The 22,244-nt window shown below is 67.9% G+C and carries 24 protein-coding genes and 1 pseudogene; 11 read left to right on the top strand and 14 right to left on the bottom strand.

What is annotated here, in order from left to right:
* The first annotated feature begins 21 nt into the window (after nt 1-21).
* Nucleotides 22-198, top strand: a complete 177-nt coding sequence (locus AC1RUS_RS11055; protein WP_492915945.1) for a DUF1328 domain-containing protein — start codon at nt 22-24, stop codon at nt 196-198.
* A pseudogene (locus AC1RUS_RS11050) lies at nt 199-355 on the top strand (hypothetical protein).
* Here AC1RUS_RS11050 and AC1RUS_RS11045 read toward each other — a convergent pair.
* The 7 genes from AC1RUS_RS11045 to groES all read right to left on the bottom strand — a co-directional run bounded on the left by AC1RUS_RS11045 (nt 340) and on the right by groES (nt 5,592).
* Nucleotides 340-1,488 carry a DUF3089 domain-containing protein gene (locus AC1RUS_RS11045; protein WP_492915943.1) on the bottom strand — a complete coding sequence of 383 codons (1,149 nt, stop codon included), beginning with the start codon at nt 1,486-1,488 and terminating at the stop codon, nt 340-342. The pseudogene AC1RUS_RS11050 and the gene AC1RUS_RS11045 overlap by 16 nt on opposite strands.
* A gap of 128 nt (nt 1,489-1,616) precedes the next feature.
* Nucleotides 1,617-2,513: an intradiol ring-cleavage dioxygenase gene (locus AC1RUS_RS11040; protein WP_492915941.1), complete on the bottom strand. Its 897-nt coding sequence runs from the start codon at nt 2,511-2,513 to the stop codon at nt 1,617-1,619.
* Between the two features lie 105 nt (nt 2,514-2,618).
* Nucleotides 2,619-2,933, bottom strand: a complete 315-nt coding sequence (locus AC1RUS_RS11035; RefSeq protein WP_492915939.1) for a hypothetical protein — start codon at nt 2,931-2,933, stop codon at nt 2,619-2,621.
* 40 nt (nt 2,934-2,973) lie between these two features.
* Nucleotides 2,974-3,105, bottom strand: a complete 132-nt coding sequence (locus AC1RUS_RS11030; RefSeq protein ID WP_492915937.1) for a hypothetical protein — start codon at nt 3,103-3,105, stop codon at nt 2,974-2,976.
* Nucleotides 3,106-3,275: 170 nt separating this feature from the next.
* Nucleotides 3,276-3,404, bottom strand: coding sequence for a hypothetical protein (locus tag AC1RUS_RS11025; protein WP_492915935.1), 129 nt, complete (start codon nt 3,402-3,404; stop codon nt 3,276-3,278).
* Between the two features lie 191 nt (nt 3,405-3,595).
* A complete protein-coding gene (gene groL, locus AC1RUS_RS11020) occupies nt 3,596-5,242 on the bottom strand; it encodes a chaperonin GroEL (RefSeq protein ID WP_492915933.1) in 1,647 nt (548 codons plus the stop codon).
* Between the two features lie 59 nt (nt 5,243-5,301).
* Nucleotides 5,302-5,592, bottom strand: coding sequence for a co-chaperone GroES (groES, locus tag AC1RUS_RS11015; protein WP_010918572.1), 291 nt, complete (start codon nt 5,590-5,592; stop codon nt 5,302-5,304).
* 175 nt (nt 5,593-5,767) lie between these two features.
* Here groES and AC1RUS_RS11010 point away from each other — a divergent pair, with 175 nt between their 5' ends.
* Both AC1RUS_RS11010 and AC1RUS_RS11005 read left to right on the top strand, forming a co-directional pair.
* Nucleotides 5,768-6,151, top strand: coding sequence for a VOC family protein (locus AC1RUS_RS11010; RefSeq protein WP_492915931.1), 384 nt, complete (start codon nt 5,768-5,770; stop codon nt 6,149-6,151).
* A gap of 24 nt (nt 6,152-6,175) precedes the next feature.
* Nucleotides 6,176-6,601, top strand: coding sequence for a DUF4345 family protein (locus AC1RUS_RS11005; RefSeq protein WP_492915929.1), 426 nt, complete (start codon nt 6,176-6,178; stop codon nt 6,599-6,601).
* On the opposite strand, the gene AC1RUS_RS11000 is transcribed toward AC1RUS_RS11005, so the two are convergent.
* Together AC1RUS_RS11000 and AC1RUS_RS10995 are read right to left on the bottom strand one after the other, a co-directional pair.
* Nucleotides 6,598-7,116 (bottom strand): methylated-DNA--[protein]-cysteine S-methyltransferase, encoded by a 519-nt coding sequence (locus tag AC1RUS_RS11000; protein WP_492915927.1) that lies wholly within the window; start codon nt 7,114-7,116, stop codon nt 6,598-6,600. The genes AC1RUS_RS11005 and AC1RUS_RS11000 overlap by 4 nt on opposite strands.
* A 182-nt stretch (nt 7,117-7,298) precedes the next feature.
* Nucleotides 7,299-8,606 carry an acyl-CoA dehydrogenase family protein gene (locus tag AC1RUS_RS10995; protein WP_492915925.1) on the bottom strand — a complete coding sequence of 436 codons (1,308 nt, stop codon included), beginning with the start codon at nt 8,604-8,606 and terminating at the stop codon, nt 7,299-7,301.
* A 115-nt stretch (nt 8,607-8,721) separates the two neighbouring features.
* On the opposite strand from AC1RUS_RS10995, the gene AC1RUS_RS10990 reads away from it, so the two are divergent.
* Complete coding sequence (locus AC1RUS_RS10990) at nt 8,722-9,315, top strand: GNAT family N-acetyltransferase (RefSeq protein ID WP_492915923.1); 594 nt, start codon at nt 8,722-8,724, stop codon at nt 9,313-9,315.
* A gap of 103 nt (nt 9,316-9,418) precedes the next feature.
* Complete coding sequence (locus AC1RUS_RS10985; protein ID WP_492915921.1) at nt 9,419-10,657, top strand: hypothetical protein; 1,239 nt, start codon at nt 9,419-9,421, stop codon at nt 10,655-10,657.
* On the opposite strand, the gene AC1RUS_RS10980 is transcribed toward AC1RUS_RS10985, so the two are convergent.
* Entirely contained in the window at nt 10,654-11,061 is a 408-nt protein-coding gene (locus AC1RUS_RS10980; protein ID WP_492915919.1) for a VOC family protein, read from the bottom strand. The two genes, AC1RUS_RS10985 and AC1RUS_RS10980, sit on opposite strands and share 4 nt — an antisense overlap.
* Nucleotides 11,062-11,210: 149 nt before the next feature.
* Here AC1RUS_RS10980 and AC1RUS_RS10975 point away from each other — a divergent pair, with 149 nt between their 5' ends.
* Nucleotides 11,211-11,660 carry a VOC family protein gene (locus tag AC1RUS_RS10975; RefSeq protein ID WP_492915917.1) on the top strand — a complete coding sequence of 150 codons (450 nt, stop codon included), beginning with the start codon at nt 11,211-11,213 and terminating at the stop codon, nt 11,658-11,660.
* A gap of 53 nt (nt 11,661-11,713) precedes the next feature.
* On the top strand, nt 11,714-12,481 hold the full coding sequence (locus tag AC1RUS_RS10970; protein ID WP_492915915.1) for a MerR family transcriptional regulator: 768 nt from the start codon (nt 11,714-11,716) through the stop codon (nt 12,479-12,481).
* A gap of 168 nt (nt 12,482-12,649) precedes the next feature.
* Here the strand turns inward: AC1RUS_RS10970 and mutL are convergent, their stop codons facing one another.
* A complete protein-coding gene (gene mutL / locus AC1RUS_RS10965) occupies nt 12,650-14,551 on the bottom strand; it encodes a DNA mismatch repair endonuclease MutL (protein ID WP_492915913.1) in 1,902 nt (633 codons plus the stop codon).
* Nucleotides 14,552-14,688: 137 nt separating this feature from the next.
* Between mutL and AC1RUS_RS10960 the strand changes: the two genes are divergently transcribed.
* The 3 genes from AC1RUS_RS10960 to AC1RUS_RS10950 all read left to right on the top strand — a co-directional run bounded on the left by AC1RUS_RS10960 (nt 14,689) and on the right by AC1RUS_RS10950 (nt 17,822).
* Nucleotides 14,689-15,693 carry a TraB/GumN family protein gene (locus AC1RUS_RS10960; RefSeq protein ID WP_492915910.1) on the top strand — a complete coding sequence of 335 codons (1,005 nt, stop codon included), beginning with the start codon at nt 14,689-14,691 and terminating at the stop codon, nt 15,691-15,693.
* A 192-nt stretch (nt 15,694-15,885) separates the two neighbouring features.
* On the top strand, nt 15,886-16,818 hold the full coding sequence (locus tag AC1RUS_RS10955) for a TraB/GumN family protein (RefSeq protein WP_492915908.1): 933 nt from the start codon (nt 15,886-15,888) through the stop codon (nt 16,816-16,818).
* Nucleotides 16,819-16,943: 125 nt separating this feature from the next.
* Nucleotides 16,944-17,822: a TraB/GumN family protein gene (locus tag AC1RUS_RS10950; RefSeq protein ID WP_492916298.1), complete on the top strand. Its 879-nt coding sequence runs from the start codon at nt 16,944-16,946 to the stop codon at nt 17,820-17,822.
* A gap of 65 nt (nt 17,823-17,887) precedes the next feature.
* On the opposite strand, the gene AC1RUS_RS10945 is transcribed toward AC1RUS_RS10950, so the two are convergent.
* The 3 genes from AC1RUS_RS10945 to ileS form a co-directional block, all read right to left on the bottom strand.
* Nucleotides 17,888-18,457, bottom strand: a complete 570-nt coding sequence (locus tag AC1RUS_RS10945) for a DUF3035 domain-containing protein (RefSeq protein WP_492915906.1) — start codon at nt 18,455-18,457, stop codon at nt 17,888-17,890.
* 96 nt (nt 18,458-18,553) lie between these two features.
* Nucleotides 18,554-19,060, bottom strand: coding sequence for a signal peptidase II (gene lspA, locus AC1RUS_RS10940; protein ID WP_492915904.1), 507 nt, complete (start codon nt 19,058-19,060; stop codon nt 18,554-18,556).
* Nucleotides 19,061-19,208: 148 nt separating this feature from the next.
* Nucleotides 19,209-22,169, bottom strand: a complete 2,961-nt coding sequence (gene ileS / locus AC1RUS_RS10935) for an isoleucine--tRNA ligase (RefSeq protein ID WP_492915902.1) — start codon at nt 22,167-22,169, stop codon at nt 19,209-19,211.
* Nucleotides 22,170-22,244 lie beyond the last annotated feature (75 nt).

The following is a 22,244-nucleotide window of genomic DNA, read 5'->3' as shown; positions in this document are numbered from 1 at the left end:
TCACAGACAAGGAATAGCGCCATGCTGAAGTGGGCCATCATTCTCGCCGTCGTCGCCCTGATCGCCGGGGCCCTGGGCTTCACCGGCGTCGCCGGCGCGGCCGCGGGCGTCGCCAAGATCTTGTTCGTCGTCTTCCTGATCGGCGTCGTTCTGATGCTGGTTCTGGGCGCGACAGTGTTCAAGACCGTCGCGAAATAGATCGAATATCTTCTCCTCCCCCGTGAAACGGGGGAGGAGGACCGCGAAGCGGTGGAGGGGGCGCGGCCACCGCACGACGCCCCCTCCGTCACGCCGCCTATTCGCGGCGCGCCACCTCCTCCGTTTCGCAGGGGAGGAGGATCACTGGGCCAGATAGGCCTTGGACTGCCGGGCCACCAAGGCCGTCAGATCCCCCATCTCCAGATTGACGTCGATCAGGTGCAGACCCCAGTCCTTCAGGGTCATGGGGCCGATCATGATGTCGCCGCCCATGTCGTCGGTGCGCGGGTCGGCGGGGTCGGCGTTCACGCTCACCGACAGATAGGTGAAGTCGCCTTCGCTGACGCAGCGGGCCGACACAAGGCCCGGCGTCGAGACGAACGGCGTGGTCACGGCCTGGTCCTTGCTCCACGGCAGCGGCGGCTTGCCCGATGAACCCATCGGCTTCTGTCCAAAATAGGAATGCAGCGCCGCGCTCTCGGTCGAGGCCTTGCCGGTGAGCAGCGCGGCCGGGTTCACGCAGCCGGCGCGCAGGCCCGCCGGATCAGTCTTGCCGAACCGGCTGTTGGCCGGCGGCGGGCTGGAGGCGCGGAACGACACATAGGTCACCACGCAACCGATCTGGTCGGCGCTCGTGCACAGCGGCAGCGTCCCATAGCGGCCCTGGGCGTCGACGGGGGTGTTCATGCCCAGGATCAGGGCCGAGATCACCTGCTTCTGGACCGGCTTGCCGTCGACCTCGTCCTTGATCAGCTGCAGCAGCACCCGCGAGCCCTGGCTGTGGCCGATCAGGACCACGCCCCGGCCCTTGTTCTGATGGGTCAGGTAGTAGTTCCAGGCGTCGCGCACGTCGCCCTGGCCCAGGGATCCGTCGACGACCGGCTGACCCATCATCGCCTTGCGCGGACCCGCCAGGGTCACTTGCCGATACATCGGCGCGAACAGGCGGCACTGGCCGGCGAAACGGGCCAGCTGCTGCTCGACCACCGAGCGCTCGGCCTGGTCGATGCTCATGTCGCTGTAGTCGCCCGGATCGGTCGAGACCGTCGGATAGACGTAGAAGCAGTCGATCGGCGGATTGGCGGCGGGCTTGAAGGCTTCGACCGTGGTCTTGCCGTCGGCGGCGACGATGGTTGCGGTCTGGTCGACCGCGCAGGCGTCGGCGCGGCCGGGCAGGCACAGCCAGTTCTCGGTCTTGGCGTAGTCGTTGGGGGCGGGGGCCTGGGCGAAGGCGGGTGTCATCAGCGCGAGGCCCGCCGTCAGGCCCAGTGCGGCCAGAATCTTCACCATCGTCTTCTCCCCATGCGTTCAAACGCGCGTTTGGAGGAAGAATGGTGGAAACGGCGACGCGCGCCAATCCCCAAAACACGTTGTCATCCCGGGTCTGCGCTGCGCTTCGCCCGGGATGACAGCCTTTCTTAGATCCCGGGCACCATGGCCTTCAGTCGCGCCTCGCCCGTGAGCGCCTCGCGACGCGGGCCACCCATGCCTTCTGGCGGAGGCCCGCCGGGGCCGCCGGGCGGGAAGCCGCCGGGAGGCGGACCGGGCGGGCGGCCATTGCGATCGCCCGGAGGCGGGCCCATGCCACCCGGAGGCGGCCCGCCGGGACCGCCCGGGCCGAAGCCCTCGTCCTTCCAGTCGGCGGCGGGATCGACCGCCACGGTCAGGGCGACGTCATAGCCGGTCGGGGTTTCCTTGATGCTGGCCACCATCGCCTGGCCGCCCTGTTGGGCGATGCCGTCATTGCTGTTGAGCGTGTCGCGCTTGCGCGGGCGCTTGTAGGCCGGGATGTTCTCGAACAGGTATTCGCTCAGCGCGTCGGGCACGAAGATCTGGCAGGTCAGGGCCGTTCTGGCGTCCAGGAACACCTTGACGTGGATGTGCGGGGTGCGGCCCTCGTACCAGCCGGGCCAGATGGTCTTGAACGCCGCCACGCCGGACGCGTCGGTCAGTTGGGCGCCGCGCAGATAGGTCTGGCCCTTGGTGGCGGTCCTGTGGTCGTCGCCCTGGCCTTCATAGCCGGAATAGACCCCGCCGGCGTCGCAGTGCCAGATGTCGACCCGCGCGCCCTTCAGCGGCGCGCCGTCGGGACCCAGCACGGTCAGGGCCACGCGAGCGGGCACGCCGGTCTTGCCCTCGGTGATGTCGGACCGGAACAGCTTGGGATCGAACCAGTAGGGCCCCTGGGTGACCTGCGGCGTCAGGGTCAGGCGCTCGCCCGCCTGGGCGGCGCGCGGCGCGGTGGCGAGGCCGGCCACGGCGATCGGGGCGAGCCCGGCGAGGGACAGGAGACGGCGGCGATTGGGATCGGACATGCGGGCTCTGAAGTGACGGAACGCCGCACCAGATGCCGGACCATGGTTCCGGCCATGTGTCGGCCAGGTTTCAGCCCGGCTACGATCGAGGCCCCGATCGTGGCGTCAAACAGGCAGCCAGCGGCGCGGGAACTTGTCGCCCAGAGCGCGGATCTCGCCGGGCTTCAGGCCCAGTTCGCGCATGCGATAGGCGACAATCTCGCGGATGGCCTCGACCGGCTCGACGCCGCGAAAGGGGCTCGAGGCCACCGCGCCGGCGTTCAGGGCCAGGTCGACGGCGGCCCATTCGGCCTGGGCGCGATCGGCCTTGCCGACGCCGAAATAGTGCCGGACGGGCCCGGGTTCGCCCGAGACCTCGACCATCACGCCGACCACCCAGCCTTGAACGATCAGGTCGGTGTCGGGGCGCTGGCGGAACATGCCTGGGGTGTAGCCGTCCCCGCGGCTGGGCGCAAAGGACTCAGCCGATCAGGTTGAACGCGGCCTGGCTGATCAGGCCCAGGGCCAGCCAGGCCGAGACGCCCAGCACCACCATCTTCGTCCGCGAAATCCGGCGACGACGATAGGTCGATGTCAAACGCACGAACGCCATGCCACCCTCCTGCAAGCCTTGCTGGAAGGGTTAACGCCGATCGAGCGAGTTGGATGCTTGACGGGACAAGCCGTTTTGAGCCGACATGGCAGCGGGCGCGAACGGGTCCTCTCGCGAAAAGCCGGACGCGCGGACGTGCCCTGTCAGCCAAGGCGCGTTGAACTTCTGGATCAGCCGATCAGCTGGAACGCGGCCTGGCTCAGCAGGCCCAGAACCAGCCACAGACTCACGGCGAACACGACCAGACCGACGCGGGGCAGGCGTTGATGGCTGATGTGATGGACGCGGCGCGTGGGCATTTCCGTCTCCCGTCAGTGCCTTTTTGCACTTTGTGACAAAGAAACGAAAATATAGCCGTTTTGGATGCGTCCGGAGGATTAAATATTTTGACACTCGCGTCAGTGTCGTAATTTTTTGACGGCCAAAAGAAAAAGGGCGGAGCCTTTCGGCACCGCCCTTCGTCTTTTCAGCAGTTGGCTGAGTGTCTGGACTAGAAGTCCATATCACCCATGCCGCCCATGCCGCCGCCCGGAGGGCCACCGGCGCCGCCACCCTTCTTGGGGGCTTCGACGATCGCGGCTTCCGTGGTGATCAGCAGGCCAGCCACCGAAGCGGCGTCTTGCAGAGCGGTGCGGACGACCTTGGCCGGGTCGATGACGCCATCGGCGATCAGGTCGACATATTGCTCGGTCTGGGCGTTGAAGCCGAACGAGGCGCTGGTGCTTTCCAGGACCTTGCCGACCACGATCGAGCCTTCGACGCCGGCGTTTTCGGCGATCTGACGGATCGGGGCCTGCAGGGCGCGGCGGACGATGGCGATGCCGGCGGTCTGGTCGGCGTTGTCGCCGGTCAGGCCGTCCAGAGCCTTCGAAGCCTTCAGCAGCGCGGTGCCGCCGCCCGGGACGATGCCTTCATCGGCGGCCGCGCGGGTCGCGTTGAGGGCGTCGTCGACGCGGTCCTTCTTTTCCTTCACTTCGACTTCGGTCGAGCCGCCGACGCGGATCACGGCAACGCCGCCGGCCAGCTTGGCCAGACGTTCTTGCAGCTTTTCCTTGTCGTAGTCCGACGTGGTGTCTTCGATCTGGCGCTTGATCTGGGCGATACGGGCCTCGATCGCGTCCTTCTCGCCGATACCGTCGACGATGGTGGTGTCGTCCTTGGTGATCGAGACCTTCTTGGCCTTGCCGAGCATGTCGAGCGACACGTTCTCGAGCTTGATGCCAAGGTCTTCCGACACGACTTGCGCGCCGGTCAGGATGGCGATGTCTTCCAGCATGGCCTTGCGGCGATCGCCGAAGCCCGGAGCCTTGACGGCGGCGACGCGGAGACCGCCACGCAGCTTGTTGACGACCAGGGTCGCCAGGGCTTCGCCTTCGACGTCCTCGGCGATGATCACCAGCGGACGGCCCGACTGAACGACGGCTTCCAGCACCGGCAGCAGCGGCTGCAGGGACGACAGCTTCTTTTCGAACAGCAGGATGAGCGGCTCTTCGAGCTGAACTTCCATCTTGTCGGCGTTGGTGATGAAGTACGGCGACAGGTAGCCGCGGTCGAACTGCATGCCTTCGACGACGTCGAGTTCAGTCTCGGCGGTCTTGGCTTCTTCGACCGTGATGACGCCTTCGTTGCCGACCTTGTCCATGGCCTTGGCGATCATGTCGCCAACTTCCTTGTCGCCGTTGGCAGAGATGGTGCCGACCTGAGCGATTTCGGTGTTGGTGGTGACCTTCTTCGACGACGCCTTGATCTCGGAAACGACGATGCCGACGGCCTTGTCGATGCCGCGCTTCAGGTCCATCGGGTTCATGCCGGCGGCGACCGACTTGAGGCCTTCCTGCACGATGGCTTGGGCCAGGACGGTGGCGGTGGTGGTGCCGTCGCCGGCCTTGTCGTTGGTCTTGCTGGCGACTTCGCGGATCATCTGCGCGCCGAGGTTCTCGAACTTGTCAGCCAGTTCGATTTCCTTGGCGACCGAGACGCCGTCCTTGGTCGAGCGCGGGGCGCCGAAGGACTTTTCGATCACGACGTTGCGGCCCTTGGGGCCCAGGGTCACCTTCACCGCGTTGGCGAGGATGTTGACGCCGCGCAGCATCTTGTCGCGCGCGTCCGAAGAGAAATAAACGTCTTTAGCGGCCATGTGTATGAGCCCTTCTTAAAGAGAAACTGGAGTTGAAAGCAGTTCGGACGGAGGAGGGCTTAGGCCTCGACCACGCCCAGAACGTCGCTTTCCTTCATGATCAGCAGGTCTTGACCGTCGACCTTCACTTCGGTGCCCGACCACTTGCCGAACAGGATGCGGTCACCAGCCTTGACGTCGAGAGCGACGACGTCGCCCTTGTCGTTACGCGCGCCGGGACCGACGGCGACGACTTCGCCTTCCTGCGGCTTTTCCTTGGCGGTGTCGGGGATGATGATCCCGCCCTTGGTCTTGGTTTCTTCTTCGACGCGCTTCACGAGGACGCGGTCGCCCAGGGGACGAAATTTCATTGTTGTTCTCCGTCGGGACGGTTTTCGATAAAGGGTTCGTCGGCGGGGAAACGCTGCTGTTAGCAGTCCATCCCCTTGAGTGCCAACGCGGGGCTTGAGTTAGGTCCGACCCCCTTGGGAGTCAAGCAGGAGACCCGCGAACTTTTTGCGATCGCGGTTAAGGGGGAGGCCGGAAATGTTCGATCACCTTGGGTTCGGCGTGACGGATTTCGCGCGATCCACGGCGTTCTACGACGCGGCCTTCGCGCCGCTAGGGATCAAGCGCCTCTACACCGTGCCTCTGGAGCATTCGAACGGCGTCGACGTGACCGGCTACGGCGTCGAGCGTCCGCAATTCTGGATCTCGGGCGGCGGCGACACCTCGGGCCGCCTGCACGTATGCTTTCACGCCAGGACCCGCGATCTGGTGGACGCCTTCTATGCCGCCGCCATCGCGGCCGGCGGACGCGATAACGGTCCGCCCGGACTTCGCCCACATTACCATGAACACTATTATGGCGCGTTCGTGCTGGACCCGGACGGCTTCAACGTCGAAGCCGTCTGTCACGCGCCCGCCTGATCGGTCTCAAGGAGCGCGCCGCGCATGTCGAGTTACGCCCTGTCCCTGCTGCTGGCCGTCATCGCCTGCGTGATCGGCGGCGCGCTGGGCGGGATCGCCCTGGCGCGGCCGGCCCAGGTGCTGGGCCTGGCCGGCCTGGCCGAGGGCGAGGCGGCGCCGACCCCGCTGCTGTCGGAAGGCCGGGCCTTCGGCGGCCTGCTGGTGCTCTCCCACGCCGGGGCGGCGATGTATCTGGGCTACCAGCCCGCCGTCGGCGCGACCATGGCCTTCGTTCTGGCCCTGGCCTGGTTCGGCGCGGCGTTCGGTCGGGGCGTGTCGCTGATGCTCGACCGGGCCGGCGGCAAGTTCAACCTCGGCAATATCGCCTTCGAGGTGCTGATCGGGATCACACTGAGCTTGCCGTTCTTCAACGCCGGCCGGCTGGTCGTGCGCGGCGGCATGATCGCCTAGCGTTTCCGCGCGCCCTCGTGGGCCAGCAGCCAGGCCTTGCGCTCCAGCCCGCCGCCATAGCCGGTCAGCGAGCCGTCAGCGCCGACCATGCGGTGGCAGGGCACGAGAATCGCGATCGGATTGGCCCCGTTGGCCGCGCCGACCGCGCGCACCGCGGCGGGCTTGCCGATCCGCGCGGCGAGGGCGGCGTAGGTCGAGGTCTGGCCTGCCGGAATGTCGACCAGCGCGCGCCAGACGGCGTTCTGGAAGGCGGTGCCACCGGTGGTCCAGGGGATGGTGTTGAGGGCCTCGAACCCACCGTCGAAATAGCCGCTCAGCGCCTGGCGGATCGCGGCCGGCGCAGCCCCGTCCGCGAGCGGCTGGTCGCCGTAGTGCAGCCGCAGCAGCCGCGTCATGCGCGGGACGTAGTCATGGAAATCCAGCGCCCGCACCGCCCCGGCCTCGTCGGTGACCAGCAGGATCTCGCCGATGGGCGAGGGGAGGCGGTCCAGGCGAAGGGTTTGCGGCCGAGTCATTCAACGATCATCACCCGATGATCGCGGCGCGTCTTTCCGCTTCTTGCGTGACGCTTAGACTTGCCCCCTCCGCGCCGGCGGCGCTCCTCCCCAATAGGGGGAAGATAAGGGTCGGCGCTGCTCATCTTCCCCCTATGGGGGAGGAGGATGCGCAGCATCCGGAGGGGGCCAGTGTCAGCCGCCTACCGAATCCCCGCCACCTGCAGAGCCGCCTCGCGTTCGGCCTTCTGCTTGTAGGCCAGGTCCCCGTACTTGCCGTACTCCATCCGCGCGATCGTGCGCTGGTGCACCTCGTCCGGGCCGTCGGCCAGGCGCAGGGTGCGGATGCCGGCATAGGCCTTGGCCAGGCCGAAGTCGGTGGTCACGCCGCCGCCGCCGTGGGCCTGTATGGCGTCGTCGATGATCTTCAGGGCCAGGCGCGGGGCCGCGACCTTGATCATGGCGATCTCCAGGCGGGCCGACTTGTTGCCGGCCTTGTCCATCATGTCGGCGGCCTTCAGGCAGAGCAGGCGGCACATCTCGATGTCGATGCGGGCGTCGGCGACGCGTTCTTCCCACACCGAGTGGTCGGAGATGTACTTGCCGAAGGCTTTGCGGCTCATCAGGCGCTTGACCATCTTTTCCAGCGCGACCTCCGCCGTGCCGATGGTGCGCATGCAGTGGTGGATGCGGCCGGGGCCGAGGCGGCCCTGGGCGATCTCGAAGCCGCGGCCCTCCCCCAGCAGCAGGGCGTTCTCGATCGGCACCCGGACGTTCTTCAGGATCACTTCGGCGTGGCCGTGCGGGGCGTCGTCATAGCCGAACACCGGCAGCATGCGGACGATCTCGATGCCCGGCGCGTCGAGCGGCACCAGGACCTGGCTCTGTTGCTGGTGGCGGCTGGCGTTGTCGGGATCGGTCTTGCCCATCACGATAGCGACCTTGCAGCGCGGATCGCCCACGCCGGAGGACCACCACTTGCGGCCGTTGATCACGTAGTGGTCGCCGTCGCGCTCGATGCGGGTCTCGATGTTGGTGGCGTCGGATGAGGCCACGTCCGGCTCGGTCATCAGGAAGGCGCTGCGGATCTCGCCGTTCATCAGGGGGCGCAGCCAGCGCTCCTTCTGTTCCAGCGTGCCGTAGCGCATCAGCACTTCCATGTTGCCGGTGTCGGGCGCCGAGCAGTTGAAGACCTCGGACGCGAAGCCGACCTTGCCCAGCTGTTCGGCGATCAGGCTGTATTCGAGGTTGGTCAGCTGCACGCCTTCGAACTGGAAGGTGTCGTCGACATGGGTCTGGCCGCTGTGCGGCGGCATGAAGAAGTTCCACAGGCCGGCGGCCTTGGCCTTGGCCTTCAGCTCCTCGACGACCTGAACCACCTTCCAGCGCTCCTGGCCGATGACGTTCATCTCGGCCTCATAGCGCGGGATGGCCGGCACGATGTGCTCGTCCATGAACGCGGTGACGCGATCGAGGAATTGACGCTGCTTGGGGGAGATGTCGAAATCCATGGCGCTTCCCAATCCCTGTTCTTCAAACGCTTGTTTGAAGTGGTTGTAACACCGGGCTGACGCAAACGGCAAGCGGGCTTGCGGGCGGTTATCGCCTCGCGGCAAACTCAGCCGCATGGACATCCAGATTCTCCCCCTCGAAGGCCGCTACGTCCGGCTGGAACCGATCACCCCGACCCTGCGCGACGAACTGCGCGGCGCGATCGACTGCGATCCCGAGAGCTGGGAGATCATGTCGACTAACGGCTGCGGCGAGGGCTTCGAGGACTGGTGGGGCGCGCTGCAGGGTGAGACCCAGCGCGGCGAGCGCATCGGCTTCGCCATCCGCCGGCTGTCGGACGGCAAGGTGGTGGGCACCTCCAGCTATCTGAACATCCGTCGCCTGCACAAAGGCCTGGAGGTCGGCTCGACCTTCCTGCACCCCGAGGCGCGCTCGGGCCCGATCAATCCCGAGAGCAAGCGCCTGTTGCTGGCCCACGCCTTCGAGAGCGCCGGCGCGATCCGCGTGGAGTTCATGGTCGACGTGCGCAACTCCCGCAGCCAGGCGGCGGTCGAGAAGCTGGGCGCCGACAAGGACGGCGTGCTGCGCAATCACAAGATCACCTGGACCGGCCACGTGCGCGACACGGCCGTGTTCTCGATCACCGACGCCGACTGGCCGGGGGTCAAGCAACGGCTGGACTTCCGTCTGATGGAAAGCTTCGTCTAGACCTGACGTGCGCGCAAATGTCGCGACCGAGGCGGTAAGGATAACGACGTTCCACCAATACGTGTAACGAATTGTCGAGCATTCGACCTTACCGTCGCGGTCCATGACTGCGATCGCCTGCCTTCGGCTGCTCATCGGTGACGACGCTTTTCCTGCCGCCAGGGCGCAGGAGGCGGCCGACATCTATCTGAAGGCCCGCTGGACGGCGCCGCGCCGCTTCGGGGCGGTCGCGCCGCTCGCCTTCGTGCTGGCTGACAACCGCGTGGCCCAGCTGGATGCGGTCGAGATGCAGGCCCTGGCCGCCGAGCTGGAGGGCCAGCTCTTCCCCGGCCGCGCCGTGGGCCAGGTCTGCCTGATGACCTTCGAGGGCGACGAGACCTCGGTCCTGAAATTCGCCAGCCTGACCCAGGCCGAACTGGCCGGCCTCGTCGCGGGCGATGGCTATGGCGGCGCTGCCGGCCGCGTCCAGGTGATCACCGCCGACGCCATCCGCGCCGTGCCCAGCACCCGCGAGGAAGCCGCCGCCGCCAAGGCCGAGGCCGCCGCTGCGGCGACCGCCGCTGTCGCCGAGCCTGTCGCGCCGGTCCAGGTCGCGAAGCCCGCCGCTCCGGCTCCGGCCCCTGTCGCGAAGCCTAAGGAGCCGCCGCCGCCGTCCGAGACCGGCTGGTGGGGTCTTTATGATCTGCACGCCAACGCCTTCGTGGGCTCGGTCATCGGCCTGCGCGCCGATCTCAACCGCGCGCCGCCCGAGCAGGACTCGGCCTTGCTGACACGCGACCTGGCCTGCCTCAACGACGCTCAGGCGGTGTTCAAGGCCTCGCCGTTCGGCGATTTCTACCTGCCGTTCGGGTTCTGGAACCTGACCACACCGTCCTCGCAGGAAGCCTACAAGCGCCGCCTGTCGCGCTATCCGCTCGACATGCAGCAGCGCCTGGGGGCCAGCGTCCACGGCACGCCGCGCGAGGCCTCGCTGGGCCTGGTGCAGCAGATGCGGGCCTTCCTGAAGAGCGGCTTCGCCTTCCTCGACCTCAATGTGGTCGATCCGACCTTCCCGGTGCACAACCTGCCGCCCGAGCTGATCGACAGCGTCACGCTGAGCCTGGCCGACGACAGCGAGCATGAACGGCTGAAGGCGATTCTGAAGTTCGTCGAGCGCCAAACCGCCTATCGCGGCAAGGGCGTAGCCCAGTGCGTGGCGGGCGTCCGCACCGCCAACGAACTGGAAGCCTGCCGCGCAGGCGGCGTCGCCCGCGTGCACGGCCCGGCGATCACCGATTTCCTCGATACGCCTGTGCTGCAGGCCGAAGGCGCGCCGATCGGCCAGGCCCGCGACGCGGCCTAACCCGGCGCCGTCGCCGTGATCACCACGCTCTTCGCCGAACGTTCGGCCGGACCGTGGAACACCGCCTCGATATTATTGCCGTCCGGATCCCACAGGAACGCCGCGTAATAGCCGGGATGGTAGGGCCGCTCGCCCGGCCCGCCATTGTCCTTGCCGCCGGCCGCCAGACCCGCCTCGTAGAAGCGCTTCACCGTCTGCTGGTCCTCGGCCTGGAACGCCAGGTGGACGTGGCTGCCCGGCTCGCCGGCGTCGATCCACAGCTCGTCGGCGTCGAGATGGCGCTCGTCCTCGTTGAACGGCACGCCGACCGCCTCCAGCACCGCGCGGTAGAACCGCTTGGTGGTCTCCAGGTCACGGGCGCGCAGGTGGATGTGGTCGATCAGCCGACCGCGTTGGACTTGCATGATGGGCTCCTGCGAGGATGTCCGGGGTTAGAACGTCGGGGCGACGATGCGGTTCGATGGCCGACAGGCCGCCAGGCGAGCGTCGCCGATCCCGCCCGTGCATGGCCGACGCCGATCGGAGACCCTGCCGCCTCGCAAGGAGCTTCGCCATGTCCTCTCCCGCCGCCGACGCGCCTGGTCCGTTCTCGTCCTGGCGCTGGGACCACGCCGGCCTGCGCGTCAGCGACTTCGATGCGGCGGTGGACTGGTACGCCCGCGTGCTGGATTTCCGGCTGGCGCAGCGCTGGGAAAGTGGGGGCATGACGTTCGGCTTCCTGGCCGCGGCAGCCGACGACGGCTTCCGCGTCGAGCTGATGGCCGGTCCCGGCGCAACGCCCCGGCCGTCGTTCGAAGGCCTCTACGACAGCCTCGCCCCGGCCGGCTGGCATCACCTGTGCCTGAGCGTCGAGGACGTCGACGCGTCCGTGGCCGAGCTGAAGCGTCGCGGGGTTCGCATCGTCGGCGAACCGTTCGACGCCCATGGCCGGGACGTGCGCATCGCCTTCTTCGCCGACCCTTGGAACAACATCTTCGAACTGGCCCAGACCCTGCCCGCTTGACCCTCACGCCGCGTCAGACCTCAGTGATGATCTCCATCGAGAGGAAAGACGATTTGAGCGCCTACACGGTTAAGCAGATGGCGAAGCTTTCGGGCGTTTCGGTGCGGGCCCTGCACCACTACGACGCCCTGGGCCTGCTGCGTCCCAGTTCCGTGGGAAGCAACGGCTATCGCTATTACAGCCGGGACGACCTGCTGCGCCTGCAGCAGATCCTGTTCTACCGCGAACTGGAGACGCCCCTGCGCGACATCCAGGCCGCGCTGGACGATCCCGGCTTCGACGCGGCGGCCGCCCTGCGCGGCCATCGCGCGCGCCTGGCCGCAGAGGCCCAGCGCTATGACCGGTTGGTGCGGGTGATCGACCAGACCCTCGAAACCTTGAACGGAGACGAGACGATGGATGACAAGCAGATGTTCCTGGGGTTCTCCCCGGAAAAGCAGGCCGCCCACGAGGCGTGGCTGGTGGAAACCTATGGCGGCGACATGCCCGAGCGGATCGCGCAGTCCAAGGCCGGCATGAAGGGCTGGACTCCCCGTGATGGCGCGGGGTTCCAGGAAGAGGCCAAGGCGATCGAGCATGACCTGGCGCGGGCGCTGACCCAGGGTTTGCCGGCCGACAGCGAGGTTGTGAGGACGATCATGCAACGGCACTGGAACTGGGTCGCCAAGGCCTGGAACCGCAAGCCCGAGCCGGCGGCGTTCGCGGGGCTGGGGCGGATGTACCTGGACGTGCCGGAATTCACGCAGCGCTACGAGGCGGTGTCGCCTGGGCTGACGGAGTACTTGGCCGAGGCGATGCGGGTGTTCGCCGAACGCGTCTGACGCAGTACGCCCCCTCCGTCACGTCGCCTATCGGCGCCGCGCCACCTCCCCCGTTTCACGGGGCAGGAGGGTGAAGCTGTTTTTCTCCTGCCCCGTAGCGAAGCGTACGGGGGAGGTGGCGCGCTGCGAATACGCAGCGTGACGGAGGGGGCGTCCAGCGCCAGCCGTCTACCGCCGCCCGAACAACCGCTCGATATCGGCCAGCTTCAGTTCCACATAGGTCGGCCGTCCATGGTTGCACTGGCCCGAATGGGGCGTGGCCTCCATCTCGCGGAGCAGAGCGTTCATCTCGGCGCCATTGAGCCGCCGCCCGGCGCGGACGCTGCCGTGGCAGGCCATGGTCGAGCACACCTCTTCCAGCCGTTCCTTCAGCGCCAGGGCCTGGCCGTTCTCGGCCAGGTCGTCGGCGATGTCGCGCACCAAGCCGGCGGCGTCGGTCTTGCCCAGCAGGGCCGGCGTCTCGCGCACCAGCACCGCGCCGGGGCCGAAACTCTCCAGCACCAGACCCAGCGCCGCCAACTCCTCGGACCGGGCGATCACCCTTTCGGCCTCGGCCGGATCCAGTTCCACCACCTCGGGCAGCAGCAGGGTCTGGCGGGCCACGCCGCCGGTCTCCATCTCGCCCTTCATGCGCTCGTAGACCAGCCGCTCGTGGGCGGCGTGCTGGTCGACGATGACCATGCCGTCTCGGGTCTGGGCGACAATATAGGTCTCATGCACCTGGGCCCTGGCCGCGCCCAGCGGGAAATCGACCGGATCGAATACCGGCGCGCCGCCTTGATAATCCGTAGACGGAGTATCGGCGAAGGCGACGCCGGCATAGGCCTCGCGCACCACCTCGGCCAACTCGCCGCCCAGGCCCGGTTCGACCCGCGCCGACACCTCCGACAGGCCTGGCAAGGTCATCGGTCGCTGGGTCGGCGGCGTCCAACCGCCCTCTCGCCAAGCCGAGAAGCCGGCGGGCGAGGGCTCGGACCGGAACTGGAACGGCGAGCCGCCCTGGGCGCGGATGCTGTCCAGCGCCGCCGTCGCCACCGTGGTCGAGGCCCGGTGCCCGGCGCCGGCCAGGGCATGACGCAGCGCCCCGACGATCAGGCCGCGCACCAGCGCCGGATCGCGGAACCGCACCTCGGCCTTGGCCGGGTGAACGTTGACATCGACCTCGGCGGTGTCGAGCGACACATAGAGCGCGGCCGTCGGGTGGCGGTCGCGGGCCAGGAAGTCGGCATAGGCCGCGCGCAGGGCGCCTTGCAGCAGTCGGTCGCGCACCGGCCGGCCGTTGACGAACAAGTACTGGTGGGCCGCGTTGCCGCGATTGTAGGTGGGGAGCCCCGCGAAGCCCGTCAGCCGCACGCCGTCGCGGGTCTGGTCGATCTCGATGGCATTGTCCTGGAAGTCGCGACCCAGCACCGCCGACAGCCGGGCCAGGCGACCTTGCGGACCGGGGTGCTCGGGCGGCAGGCGCAGCACCCGGCGGCCGTCGATGTCCAGCGAGAAGCCGACCGCCTCATGGGCCATGGCCTGGCGCTTGATCTCCTCGGTGATCGCCAGGGCCTCGGCGCGCTCGGACTTCATGAATTTCAAGCGAGCGGGGGTGGCGTAGAACAGGTCGCGCACCTCGATCCGCGCCCCGTGCGGGCCCGGGAAGGCGGCGGGAGCCACATCGCCGACCTGGCCGCCCTCGACCAGGATCGAGTGGGCGTCGCTGTGACCCTTGGCGCGCGAGCTGATCGACAGCCGCGCCACCGAGCCGATCGACGGCAGGGCCTCGCCCCGGAAACCCATGGTGTGGATGCGCAGCAGGTCCCACAGGCCGTCGGCGTCGGGGGCCAGCTTGGAGGTGGCGTGTCGCTCGATGGCCACCGGCAGTTCCTCGGCCGACAGGCCCATGCCGTCGTCGGCCACCAGGATGCGGGTCAGGCCGCCGCCGTGGGCTTCCACCTCGATGCGGGTCGCGCCGGCGTCGACGGCGTTGTCGACCAGCTCCTTGATGGCGCTGGCGGGCCGTTCCACCACCTCGCCGGCGGCGATGCGGTTGACGGTCTCGGGCGGGAGGCGGCGGATCGGCATAGTCAACTTTCCGGCGAGGCGGGCGCTGGGGCCTCGCATTGCGTCATCGTAATTTGACCGGCCCTGCTTGGCCCGGTCCAACTGGCGAAGACCGATCATCCTAGATCGATTCCGCCCGCCTTTGAGGACAGTACATAGTGACGACCGGACGTTTCGCCGCCCTCGCCGGCGCCCTGGCCCTGCTGGCCGCGCCAGCCGCCTTCGCCCAGCAGGCCGTCGACAGTTCCGGGCCGATCGACCTGAAGCGTGTCGATCCGCAGGCCAACATGGTCGAGGAGCTGATCGTCAACGCTCGCCTGCCGGGCCCGGCCTGGTGGAAGGTCAGCGACGCCGACACCACCGTCTACGTGCTGGGCGTGCCGGCCATGGTCCCGTCGAAGATCGAGGTCGACGACTCGGTGCTGCGTCGCCGGCTGGACGGCGCCAACGTGCTGATCATGGGCCAGGAGGCCGACATCAGCGTGGTGCGGATCGTCGCCCTGGCCATCGGCGGCCGGAAGATCTTCATCATGGACCGCCCGATGCGCGAGACCCTGCCGCCCGACCTGCGGGCTCGACTGGAGGCGCGGCTGAAGGCGATCAAGGAAAAGCCCGACAGCATGGACGAGATCAAGCCGGCCTTCGCGGGCTTCCTGGTCGCCAATTCGCAAGACGGCGGCAACATCTCGATCAGCCTGGGCAGCGTCACCGACAGGATCCGCGACATCGCCAAGGACAAGTCGATCGCCAAGCGGCCGCGCATCCAGAACCTGGACGGCTACAGCCTGGTCGGGGCCGTGAAGACCCTGGCCCAGGCGCCCGAGCCGCTGCAGCATCTGTGCCTGGACGCCGGCCTGCGCCAGGCCGAGAACGGCGACGGCGGCATCAAGCGCACGGCCGAGGCCTGGGCGCGGGGCGAGGTGCGGACGGTTGTGTCGGCCGATCGCGGCTTCCAGCGCTGCCTGGCCTCGACTCCGTCGATCGCCCGTGAGCTGCGCGACGGCCGCGACGACGCGGTCAAGGCCATCGCTTCGGCCCTGAAGGCGCCCGGCAAGGCGGTGGCGGTGATCGAGCTGCGCTCGCTGCTGGCCGAAGACGGCGTGCTGGATCAACTGAAGGCCAAGGGCTTCAAGGTGACGACGCCGGGCGATCCGACACCGTAACCCAGCTCAAAAAAGCTTGTCATCCCGGCCGCAGCGAAGCGGAGAGCCGGGACCGGCGGAAAACGCCGCGCTTGCCGTGGTCCCGGGTCTGCGCTGCGCTTCGCCCGGGATGACAGGGTTTGTGAGGCCAAGCTTTCGCCGCAAGGATCACCGCATGTCGCAATGCTGCTGAAACGCCACGGAACCGCGCGCATGAAACGTCTCGCCCTGATCGCCGCGCTCAGCCTGGCTCCGCTCGCCGCCCACGCCCAGGCGATCGACGATCCCGAGGCCAATCTGGTCGACGCGCTGGTGGTCAACGCCAAGCTGCCGGGCCCGGCCTGGTGGCGAGTGTCCGACGCCGACACCACGATCTACATCCTCGGCACGCTGGCCTCGATGCCGAAGGGCGCAAGCTGGGACACCTCGGTGCTGGATCGTCGGCTGGACGGCGCCTTCGCCCTGATCCTGCCGCCGGTCGGTCGGGCCGGGATCACCGACATTCCCGCCATGCTGAAATTGCGCGGCAAGCTGAAGTCCGACCAGCCCCTGGACCAGGCCGCGCCCGAGCTGGCGCCGCGCCTGGCCAAGGTCCGCGCCCAGCTGGGCAAGGCGCCCGACAGCTACAGGGAGTGGGGTCCGCTCGGCGCCGGGATGATGATCGGCATCGACTATCAGAAGGTCTCCAAGCTGGACCCGGGCGAGCCGGAGCGCACGGTCCAGAAGCTGGCTCGCAAGCACAGGGTCAAGACGCGGCTGGCCGGGGTCTACAAGGCCATGCCTCTGGTCAAGGCGGCGGTGCGCGATCACTCCGAAGAGGCCGGAAAGCTTTGTCTGGAAGGGGTGCTCAATGAGGTCGAGGCCGGCAGCGGCGCCTTCCGGACCGCGTCTGCGGCGTGGGCCCAGGGCGACGTCCGTGGGGCGATCAGCGGTCCGCGCAACTTCCAGCGCTGCATGCGGGCCCTTCCAGGCATGAGCGACATGGAGCGACGAGGGACGGCCGACGAGGTCGCCGCCCTGACCGAAGCCCTGAAGACCCCCGGCCACGCCGTGGCGCTGTTCTCGATGCGCGGTCTGGTGGCCCAGGGCGGCGTGCTGGACCAGCTGCGCGCCAAGGGCGTTACGGTGCGCACGCCGGGGGATTGACGCGCTCGCCTTTCGCGATCCAACCTGTAATCCAAGGTTGCGTGTTGGGGGCGCTGTGAAATCGTCTTGGATCGTCTTGGATCGTCTTGGATCGTCTTGGATCGTCTTGGATCGCCTTGGCGGCGGTGTTTGTCGGGTCTTCGCTGGCCGCGCAGGAAGATACGGGCGAGCCCGTGCTGGTCGAGGCCCTGGTGGTCAACGCCAGGACGCCGGGGCCAGCTTGGTGGAGCGTCTCCAAGGGTGACGCCAAGGTCTGGGTGCTGGGCCTGTCGGGCAAGGTCCCGCCGACCTCGCAATGGGACGCCGCCGCGTTCGAGCGCCGGGTCAAGGCCAGCCGCCGGCTGATCTATGCCGACTCCACCGCCAAGACGAAATTCTCGGCCGAGACGCTGAAGGCCGATCGCGCGTGGATCGAGGAGCTGACACCCGAGGAGCGCGCGCGCCTGACCGAGGTCGCGGCCCTGACGAAGAAGCCGGTGAGCTTCTACACCGCCTATCGGCCCAACTTCGCGGCCCTGCTGATCAATGGTGAGATCCAGAGGCGGTCCAAGACTTTCAACGGCGGTCCCGATGTGCTGATGGCCCGCGCCAAGGCGCTGCGGGCCCAGCCGATCGCCGTGCACGGTCAGGTCCGCAACGGGTTGAAGGGCAGCTTCTCCAAGAGCGATCGCGACGGCCTGGTCTGCCTGCGCTGGGTGCTTTCCAAGCGCGACCTGGCGTCGACGGCGCGGGTCCGCGCCGAGGCCTGGGCGCGAGGCGACATCCGCGCGCTGGTCTCGCGGACCATGACCTATGATCCCTGCGTCCAGTCGATGAAGGCGCTGAACAACTCGATCGAGGACCAGGAGACCGCCTTGGCCGACCAGATCGCTGGCGCGCTGGACCGGAGCGAGGGAGCGGTGGCGCTGGTGGGCCTGATCCCCCTGCTGCGCCAGCAGGGCGTGCTCGACCAGCTGCGGGCCCGCGGCTATGTCGTGCGCACCCCGGCGGTGGATGCCGACTGAAAACGAAACCGGCCCCGAAAGCGGAGCTTCCGGGGCCGGCTGAAATTCGACGATGTCGCTGGAGCCTAGAGGCCCGGCAGCTTGATCCGGGTCTGCTTCTCGCGGCTGATGACCACCTTGCCGGGACCCATCAGAGCCTTCAGGCGGGCTTCCTCGGCGGCGGCGTCGACCACGACCGGGGCGTTGGCGCCGGTCTCGGTGGCGGTTGCGGCCACCTGGGCCGACTTGTCCTTCTTCCAGAACATCACCTTGGAGGCGAAGCTCTCGTCCTTGTGGGCCAAGTCGCCGGTTTCATCGTCGACGACGAAGCGGATCAGCGGGTCGGCCTTGTCGACGCCGGCGCGGGCGACCAGCAGCTTCTCACCGTCCGAACGGCCGGCGGCCATGCTCTGGCCGACCAGGGCCTGACGGGCGGCGCTTTCCGGCTGCAGTTCCTGCGGGCGGGGCTCGCCGGGGGCCGGCGGGCGCAGGGCGTAGTCGGGCGGCACCACCAGCGGGGCCTTGGTGACGACGCGGAACTCGTCGGGAACCACCTTGCTCATGCCCAGAGCCTTGGAGGCCGATTGGCAACCGGCGAGGCTCGTGGCGGCGACGGCGGCCAGAACGCTCAGGGTCGCGACCCGATTGAAACTCATGAAACCCGTGCTCCGTTGGCGGCCCCCCGCCAGAATTTTGGACGCTCTCGATACGACATCACGGCGCGGGCGCCAATCTCTCTCGCGATTGCGGCGTTAATCGGTCGGATGGACCAGTTTTTCCTCACCGGTGAGGAAGCTGTCCAGCAGCAGGAACGCCACCCCCACCGAGATGCCGGCGTCGGCGACGTTGAAGATCCACGGGAAGTAGAGGTCGCGCACGTCGATGAAATCGGCGACCGCGCCGTAGAAGACCCGGTCGATCAGATTGTTGCCGATGGCCCCGCCGATGATCATGCCCAGGCCGATGGCCATCAGCGGCTTGGTCGCCTTGCGGGCCCAGATCGCCAGGGCGACCACCACGATCGTCGAGAAGCCGGTCAGCAGCCAGCGCCCCCAGTCGTGGGCGCCCAGCAGGCCAAAACTCATGCCGGTGTTCCAGACCATGGTCAGGTCCATCGGGCCGGGCACCAGCACCGTACCCTTGGCCGGCAGATCCAGGCCATGCAGGATCCACAGCTTGCTGAGCTGGTCCAGCACCACGGTGACCGCCGCGATGGCATAGGCGATCCAGCCTTGGCGGGTGATGTTTAGGTTCTTCACGAAGCGCGTCGCCTCCCAATGGCTCCGCATAGAGAGCCACAACCCCAAAAGTTCGTCATCGCCCGGTTTATCCGGGCGACCCAAGCCGAATTGGCCGACGCGGCTTGGGTCCCTCCGGATCGTCCTGCGGACGCCCGTGGGATGACGGCTATTTTTGCGCGTCCCACCACGCCACGGCCTCGGCGTCGCGAAGGCTAAGCTCCGGATAGCGCGGATCGGTTCCGACCTCGGGCAGGATGCGCCACGAGCGGGCGCACCTGTTCCCCTCGGCCTGGACCGGATCGACCGACACGCCCTTGACCTCGTCGGTCGTGAACGCGCCGCCGTCGCCGGCTACGAGCGTGGCGGAAGACGTGCGGAACACCTCAGCCGCGTCCAGGCCGTCGAAAGCCGCCAGCAGGTCGGCGTCGGCGACGTGAACCACCGGTGCGGCCTCCAGCGCCGAGCCGATGCGCTTTTCGCGGCGTTCGACTTCCAGCGCGCCGGTCACCACCGACATCACCGTCTCGACCTTGGCCCAGCGGGCGGCCTCAGCGGGGTTCTCCCACTGCGCCGGAGTCGCCGGGATCACCCGCAGGCTGTTGGAGCCCGCCTCGGGGAAGCGCGTCTGCCACGCCTCCTCCATGGTGAAGCTGGTCAGGGGCGACAGCCAGATGGTCAGGCGCTCGAAGACGTAGTCCAGCACCGTGCGATAGGCCCGGCGGCGCAGTTCCGTCGGCTTGTCGCAATAGAGGCTGTCCTTGCGGATGTCGAAGAACAGGGTCGACAGGTCGCCTTGGCAGAACTCGATCAGCGGCCGCGTCACATCGGCGAAGCGATAGGCCTCGTAGGCGGCGCGGACGTCGCGATCCAGCTCCCACAGACGGTGCAGGATATACTTCTCCAGCGGCGGGAAGTCGGCGTAGTTCGTGACCCGCTCGGCCTCGTCGAAGCCGGCCAGGGCGCCCAGCAGGTAGCGCGTGGTGTTGCGCAGCTTGCGATAGGCGTCGGTGGTGGTGGCCAGGATGGTCTTGCCGATCCGCTGGTCTTCCGAATAGTCGACCATCGCGGCCCACAGCCGCAGGATCTCGGCGCCGCTTTCCTTGGTGATGGTCTGCGGCTCGACGGTGTTGCCCTTGGACTTGGACATCTTCTCGCCGTTCTCGTCCTGGGTGAACCCGTGGGTGAGAACCGCCTTGTAGGGCGCGCGGCCGCGGGTGCCGCAGCCTTCGAGCAAGGACGACTGGAACCAGCCGCGGTGCTGGTCGGAGCCTTCGAGGTACAGGTCAGCCGGCCAGGCGCTATCGTCGCGGCCCTCGATCGTGAAGGCGTGGGTGCAGCCGCTGTCGAACCAGACGTCGAGGATGTCGCCAACCTTCTCGTACTGGGCCGCGTCATAGGTCTCGCCCAGGAATTCGGCGTCGGGACGGGTGAACCAAGCGTCGGCACCGCCCTCGCGGATGGCCGCCAGGATGCGGGCGTTGACGGCCTCGTCCATCAGTGGCGCGCCGGTGTCCTTGTCGACGAACATGGCCAGCGGCGTGCCCCAGGCGCGCTGGCGGCTGACCAGCCAGTCGGGACGGCTTTCCACCATCGAGCCGATGCGGTTGCGGCCGGCGTCGGGGTGGAAGGCGGTGTCGGCGATGGCCTGGACGGCGGTCTCGCGCAGGGTCTTTCCGCTCTCCAGCGGCTGATCCATGCGGATGAACCACTGCGGGGTGTTGCGGAAGATGATCGGGGCCTTCGAGCGCCAGCTGTGCGGATAGCTGTGCTCGACGCGGCCGCGCGCCAGCAGGTTGCCGGCCTCGATCAGCTTGTCCATCACTGCGCCGTTGGCGGCCCCGAACTTGCCGGCCTTCTTGCCCTCGGTCTCGATGACCTTCAGGCCCGCAAACAGCGGCACGTGCGGGTAATAGGCGCCGTCGGGGTCGACGGTGTCGGGGATGGAGTCCAGCGCGTAGCCGCTCTTGAGCCACACCAGGTAGTCGTCCGCGCCGTGGCCCGGGGCGGTGTGGACGAAGCCGGTGCCGGCGTCGTCGGTCACGTGCTCGCCGGCCAGCAGCGGCACGTCGAAGGCAAAGCCTTCGTCGAACTGCGCCAGCGGGTGAGCGCAGACCAGGCCGGTCGGATCGACGGGCTCGACGCGGCGCCAGGTCGCAACCTTGGCGGCCTTGCGCACGTCCTCAGCCAGCTTGTCGGCGATGATCAGGCGGTCGCCGGCCTTCGACCACGGGGCGAACTCGAGGTTCTCCTCCATGGCTTCCACCTCATAGAGGCCGTACTCGACCTTGGGGTTGAAGCTGATGGCGCGGTTAGCGGGGATGGTCCACGGCGTGGTGGTCCAGATCACGACGCTGGCGTCGTTGGGCGCCAGGCGGAAGACGTTGTCGCCAGCCGGATTACCCGACAGCGCATAGTGCTCCTCGTCATAGACCTTGACCGGGAACTTCACCCAGATCGTGGGGCTGACGTGGTCGTGATACTCGATCTCGGCGTCGGCCAGGGCCGTGCGCTCGACCGGGCTCCACATCACCGGCTTGGAGCCGCGATAGAGCTGGCCCGAGGCGGCGAACTTGTGGAACTCGGCGACGATCGTGGCCTCGCTGCGATAGTCCATCGTGGCGTAGCGGTTCCACCAGTCGCCCAGCACGCCCAGGCGCTGGAACTCGACCTTCTGGGCCTCGATCCAGCCGCCGGCGTATTCGCGGCAGCGGGTGCGGAATTCCTCGGCGGGGACCTCGTCCTTGCGGCGGCCCTTGGCGCGGAACTCTTCCTCGATCTTCCACTCGATGGGCAGGCCGTGGCAGTCCCAGCCGGGCACGTAGTCGACGTCGTAGCCCAGGGCGAAGCGCGAGCGGACCACGAAGTCCTTCAGCGTCTTGTTCAGGGCGTGGCCGATGTGGATCGCGCCATTGGCGTAGGGCGGACCGTCGTGCAGCACGAACAGCGGCGCGCCGTCGGCTTGACGCTTGGCGCGGACTGCGCCGTACAGGCCCTTGTCGGAGAGGGCGGCCCAGCCCTCCAGGATCTCGGGCTCCTTCTTGGGCAGGCCCCCGCGCATCGGGAACGGGGTGTCGGGAAGGAAGACGGTTTCGCGATAGTCGCGGGCGGGCGTGGCGTCGTCGGCCATGGGAGAGCTATCCAGCTTTTGGAAGTTCGGAAAAACGAGGTGCGAGGGTGTTGAACCCGGCGCGCGCTGGAAACT

The organism is Caulobacter sp. GW821-FHT10F06 (assembly GCF_058809215.1).
Note: the sequence above shows the minus strand (reverse complement) of the source record. Positions and strands in the feature narration are given on the sequence as shown.

Excerpts from the sequence above, each read along its gene's own strand:
- AC1RUS_RS10985 (WP_492915921.1), top strand. The coding sequence starts at position 9,419 with ATGACTGCGATCGCCTGCCTTCGGCTGCTCATCGGTGACGACGCTTTT.
- AC1RUS_RS11040 (WP_492915941.1), bottom strand. The coding sequence starts at position 2,513 with ATGTCCGATCCCAATCGCCGCCGTCTCCTGTCCCTCGCCGGGCTCGCC.
- AC1RUS_RS11025 (WP_492915935.1), bottom strand. The coding sequence starts at position 3,404 with ATGCCCACGCGCCGCGTCCATCACATCAGCCATCAACGCCTGCCCCGC.
- AC1RUS_RS11010 (WP_492915931.1), top strand. The coding sequence starts at position 5,768 with ATGTTCGATCACCTTGGGTTCGGCGTGACGGATTTCGCGCGATCCACG.
- AC1RUS_RS10990 (WP_492915923.1), top strand. The coding sequence starts at position 8,722 with ATGGACATCCAGATTCTCCCCCTCGAAGGCCGCTACGTCCGGCTGGAA.
- AC1RUS_RS10955 (WP_492915908.1), top strand. The coding sequence starts at position 15,886 with ATGAAACGTCTCGCCCTGATCGCCGCGCTCAGCCTGGCTCCGCTCGCC.
- AC1RUS_RS11045 (WP_492915943.1), bottom strand. The coding sequence starts at position 1,488 with ATGGTGAAGATTCTGGCCGCACTGGGCCTGACGGCGGGCCTCGCGCTG.
- ileS (WP_492915902.1), bottom strand. The coding sequence starts at position 22,169 with ATGGCCGACGACGCCACGCCCGCCCGCGACTATCGCGAAACCGTCTTC.
- AC1RUS_RS11000 (WP_492915927.1), bottom strand. The coding sequence starts at position 7,116 with ATGACTCGGCCGCAAACCCTTCGCCTGGACCGCCTCCCCTCGCCCATC.
- AC1RUS_RS11005 (WP_492915929.1), top strand. The coding sequence starts at position 6,176 with ATGTCGAGTTACGCCCTGTCCCTGCTGCTGGCCGTCATCGCCTGCGTG.
- AC1RUS_RS11035 (WP_492915939.1), bottom strand. The coding sequence starts at position 2,933 with ATGTTCCGCCAGCGCCCCGACACCGACCTGATCGTTCAAGGCTGGGTG.
- AC1RUS_RS10945 (WP_492915906.1), bottom strand. The coding sequence starts at position 18,457 with ATGAGTTTCAATCGGGTCGCGACCCTGAGCGTTCTGGCCGCCGTCGCC.
- AC1RUS_RS10975 (WP_492915917.1), top strand. The coding sequence starts at position 11,211 with ATGTCCTCTCCCGCCGCCGACGCGCCTGGTCCGTTCTCGTCCTGGCGC.
- AC1RUS_RS10980 (WP_492915919.1), bottom strand. The coding sequence starts at position 11,061 with ATGCAAGTCCAACGCGGTCGGCTGATCGACCACATCCACCTGCGCGCC.
- mutL (WP_492915913.1), bottom strand. The coding sequence starts at position 14,551 with ATGCCGATCCGCCGCCTCCCGCCCGAGACCGTCAACCGCATCGCCGCC.
- AC1RUS_RS11030 (WP_492915937.1), bottom strand. The coding sequence starts at position 3,105 with ATGGCGTTCGTGCGTTTGACATCGACCTATCGTCGTCGCCGGATTTCG.
- AC1RUS_RS11055 (WP_492915945.1), top strand. The coding sequence starts at position 22 with ATGCTGAAGTGGGCCATCATTCTCGCCGTCGTCGCCCTGATCGCCGGG.
- groES (WP_010918572.1), bottom strand. The coding sequence starts at position 5,592 with ATGAAATTTCGTCCCCTGGGCGACCGCGTCCTCGTGAAGCGCGTCGAA.
- groL (WP_492915933.1), bottom strand. The coding sequence starts at position 5,242 with ATGGCCGCTAAAGACGTTTATTTCTCTTCGGACGCGCGCGACAAGATG.
- AC1RUS_RS10995 (WP_492915925.1), bottom strand. The coding sequence starts at position 8,606 with ATGGATTTCGACATCTCCCCCAAGCAGCGTCAATTCCTCGATCGCGTC.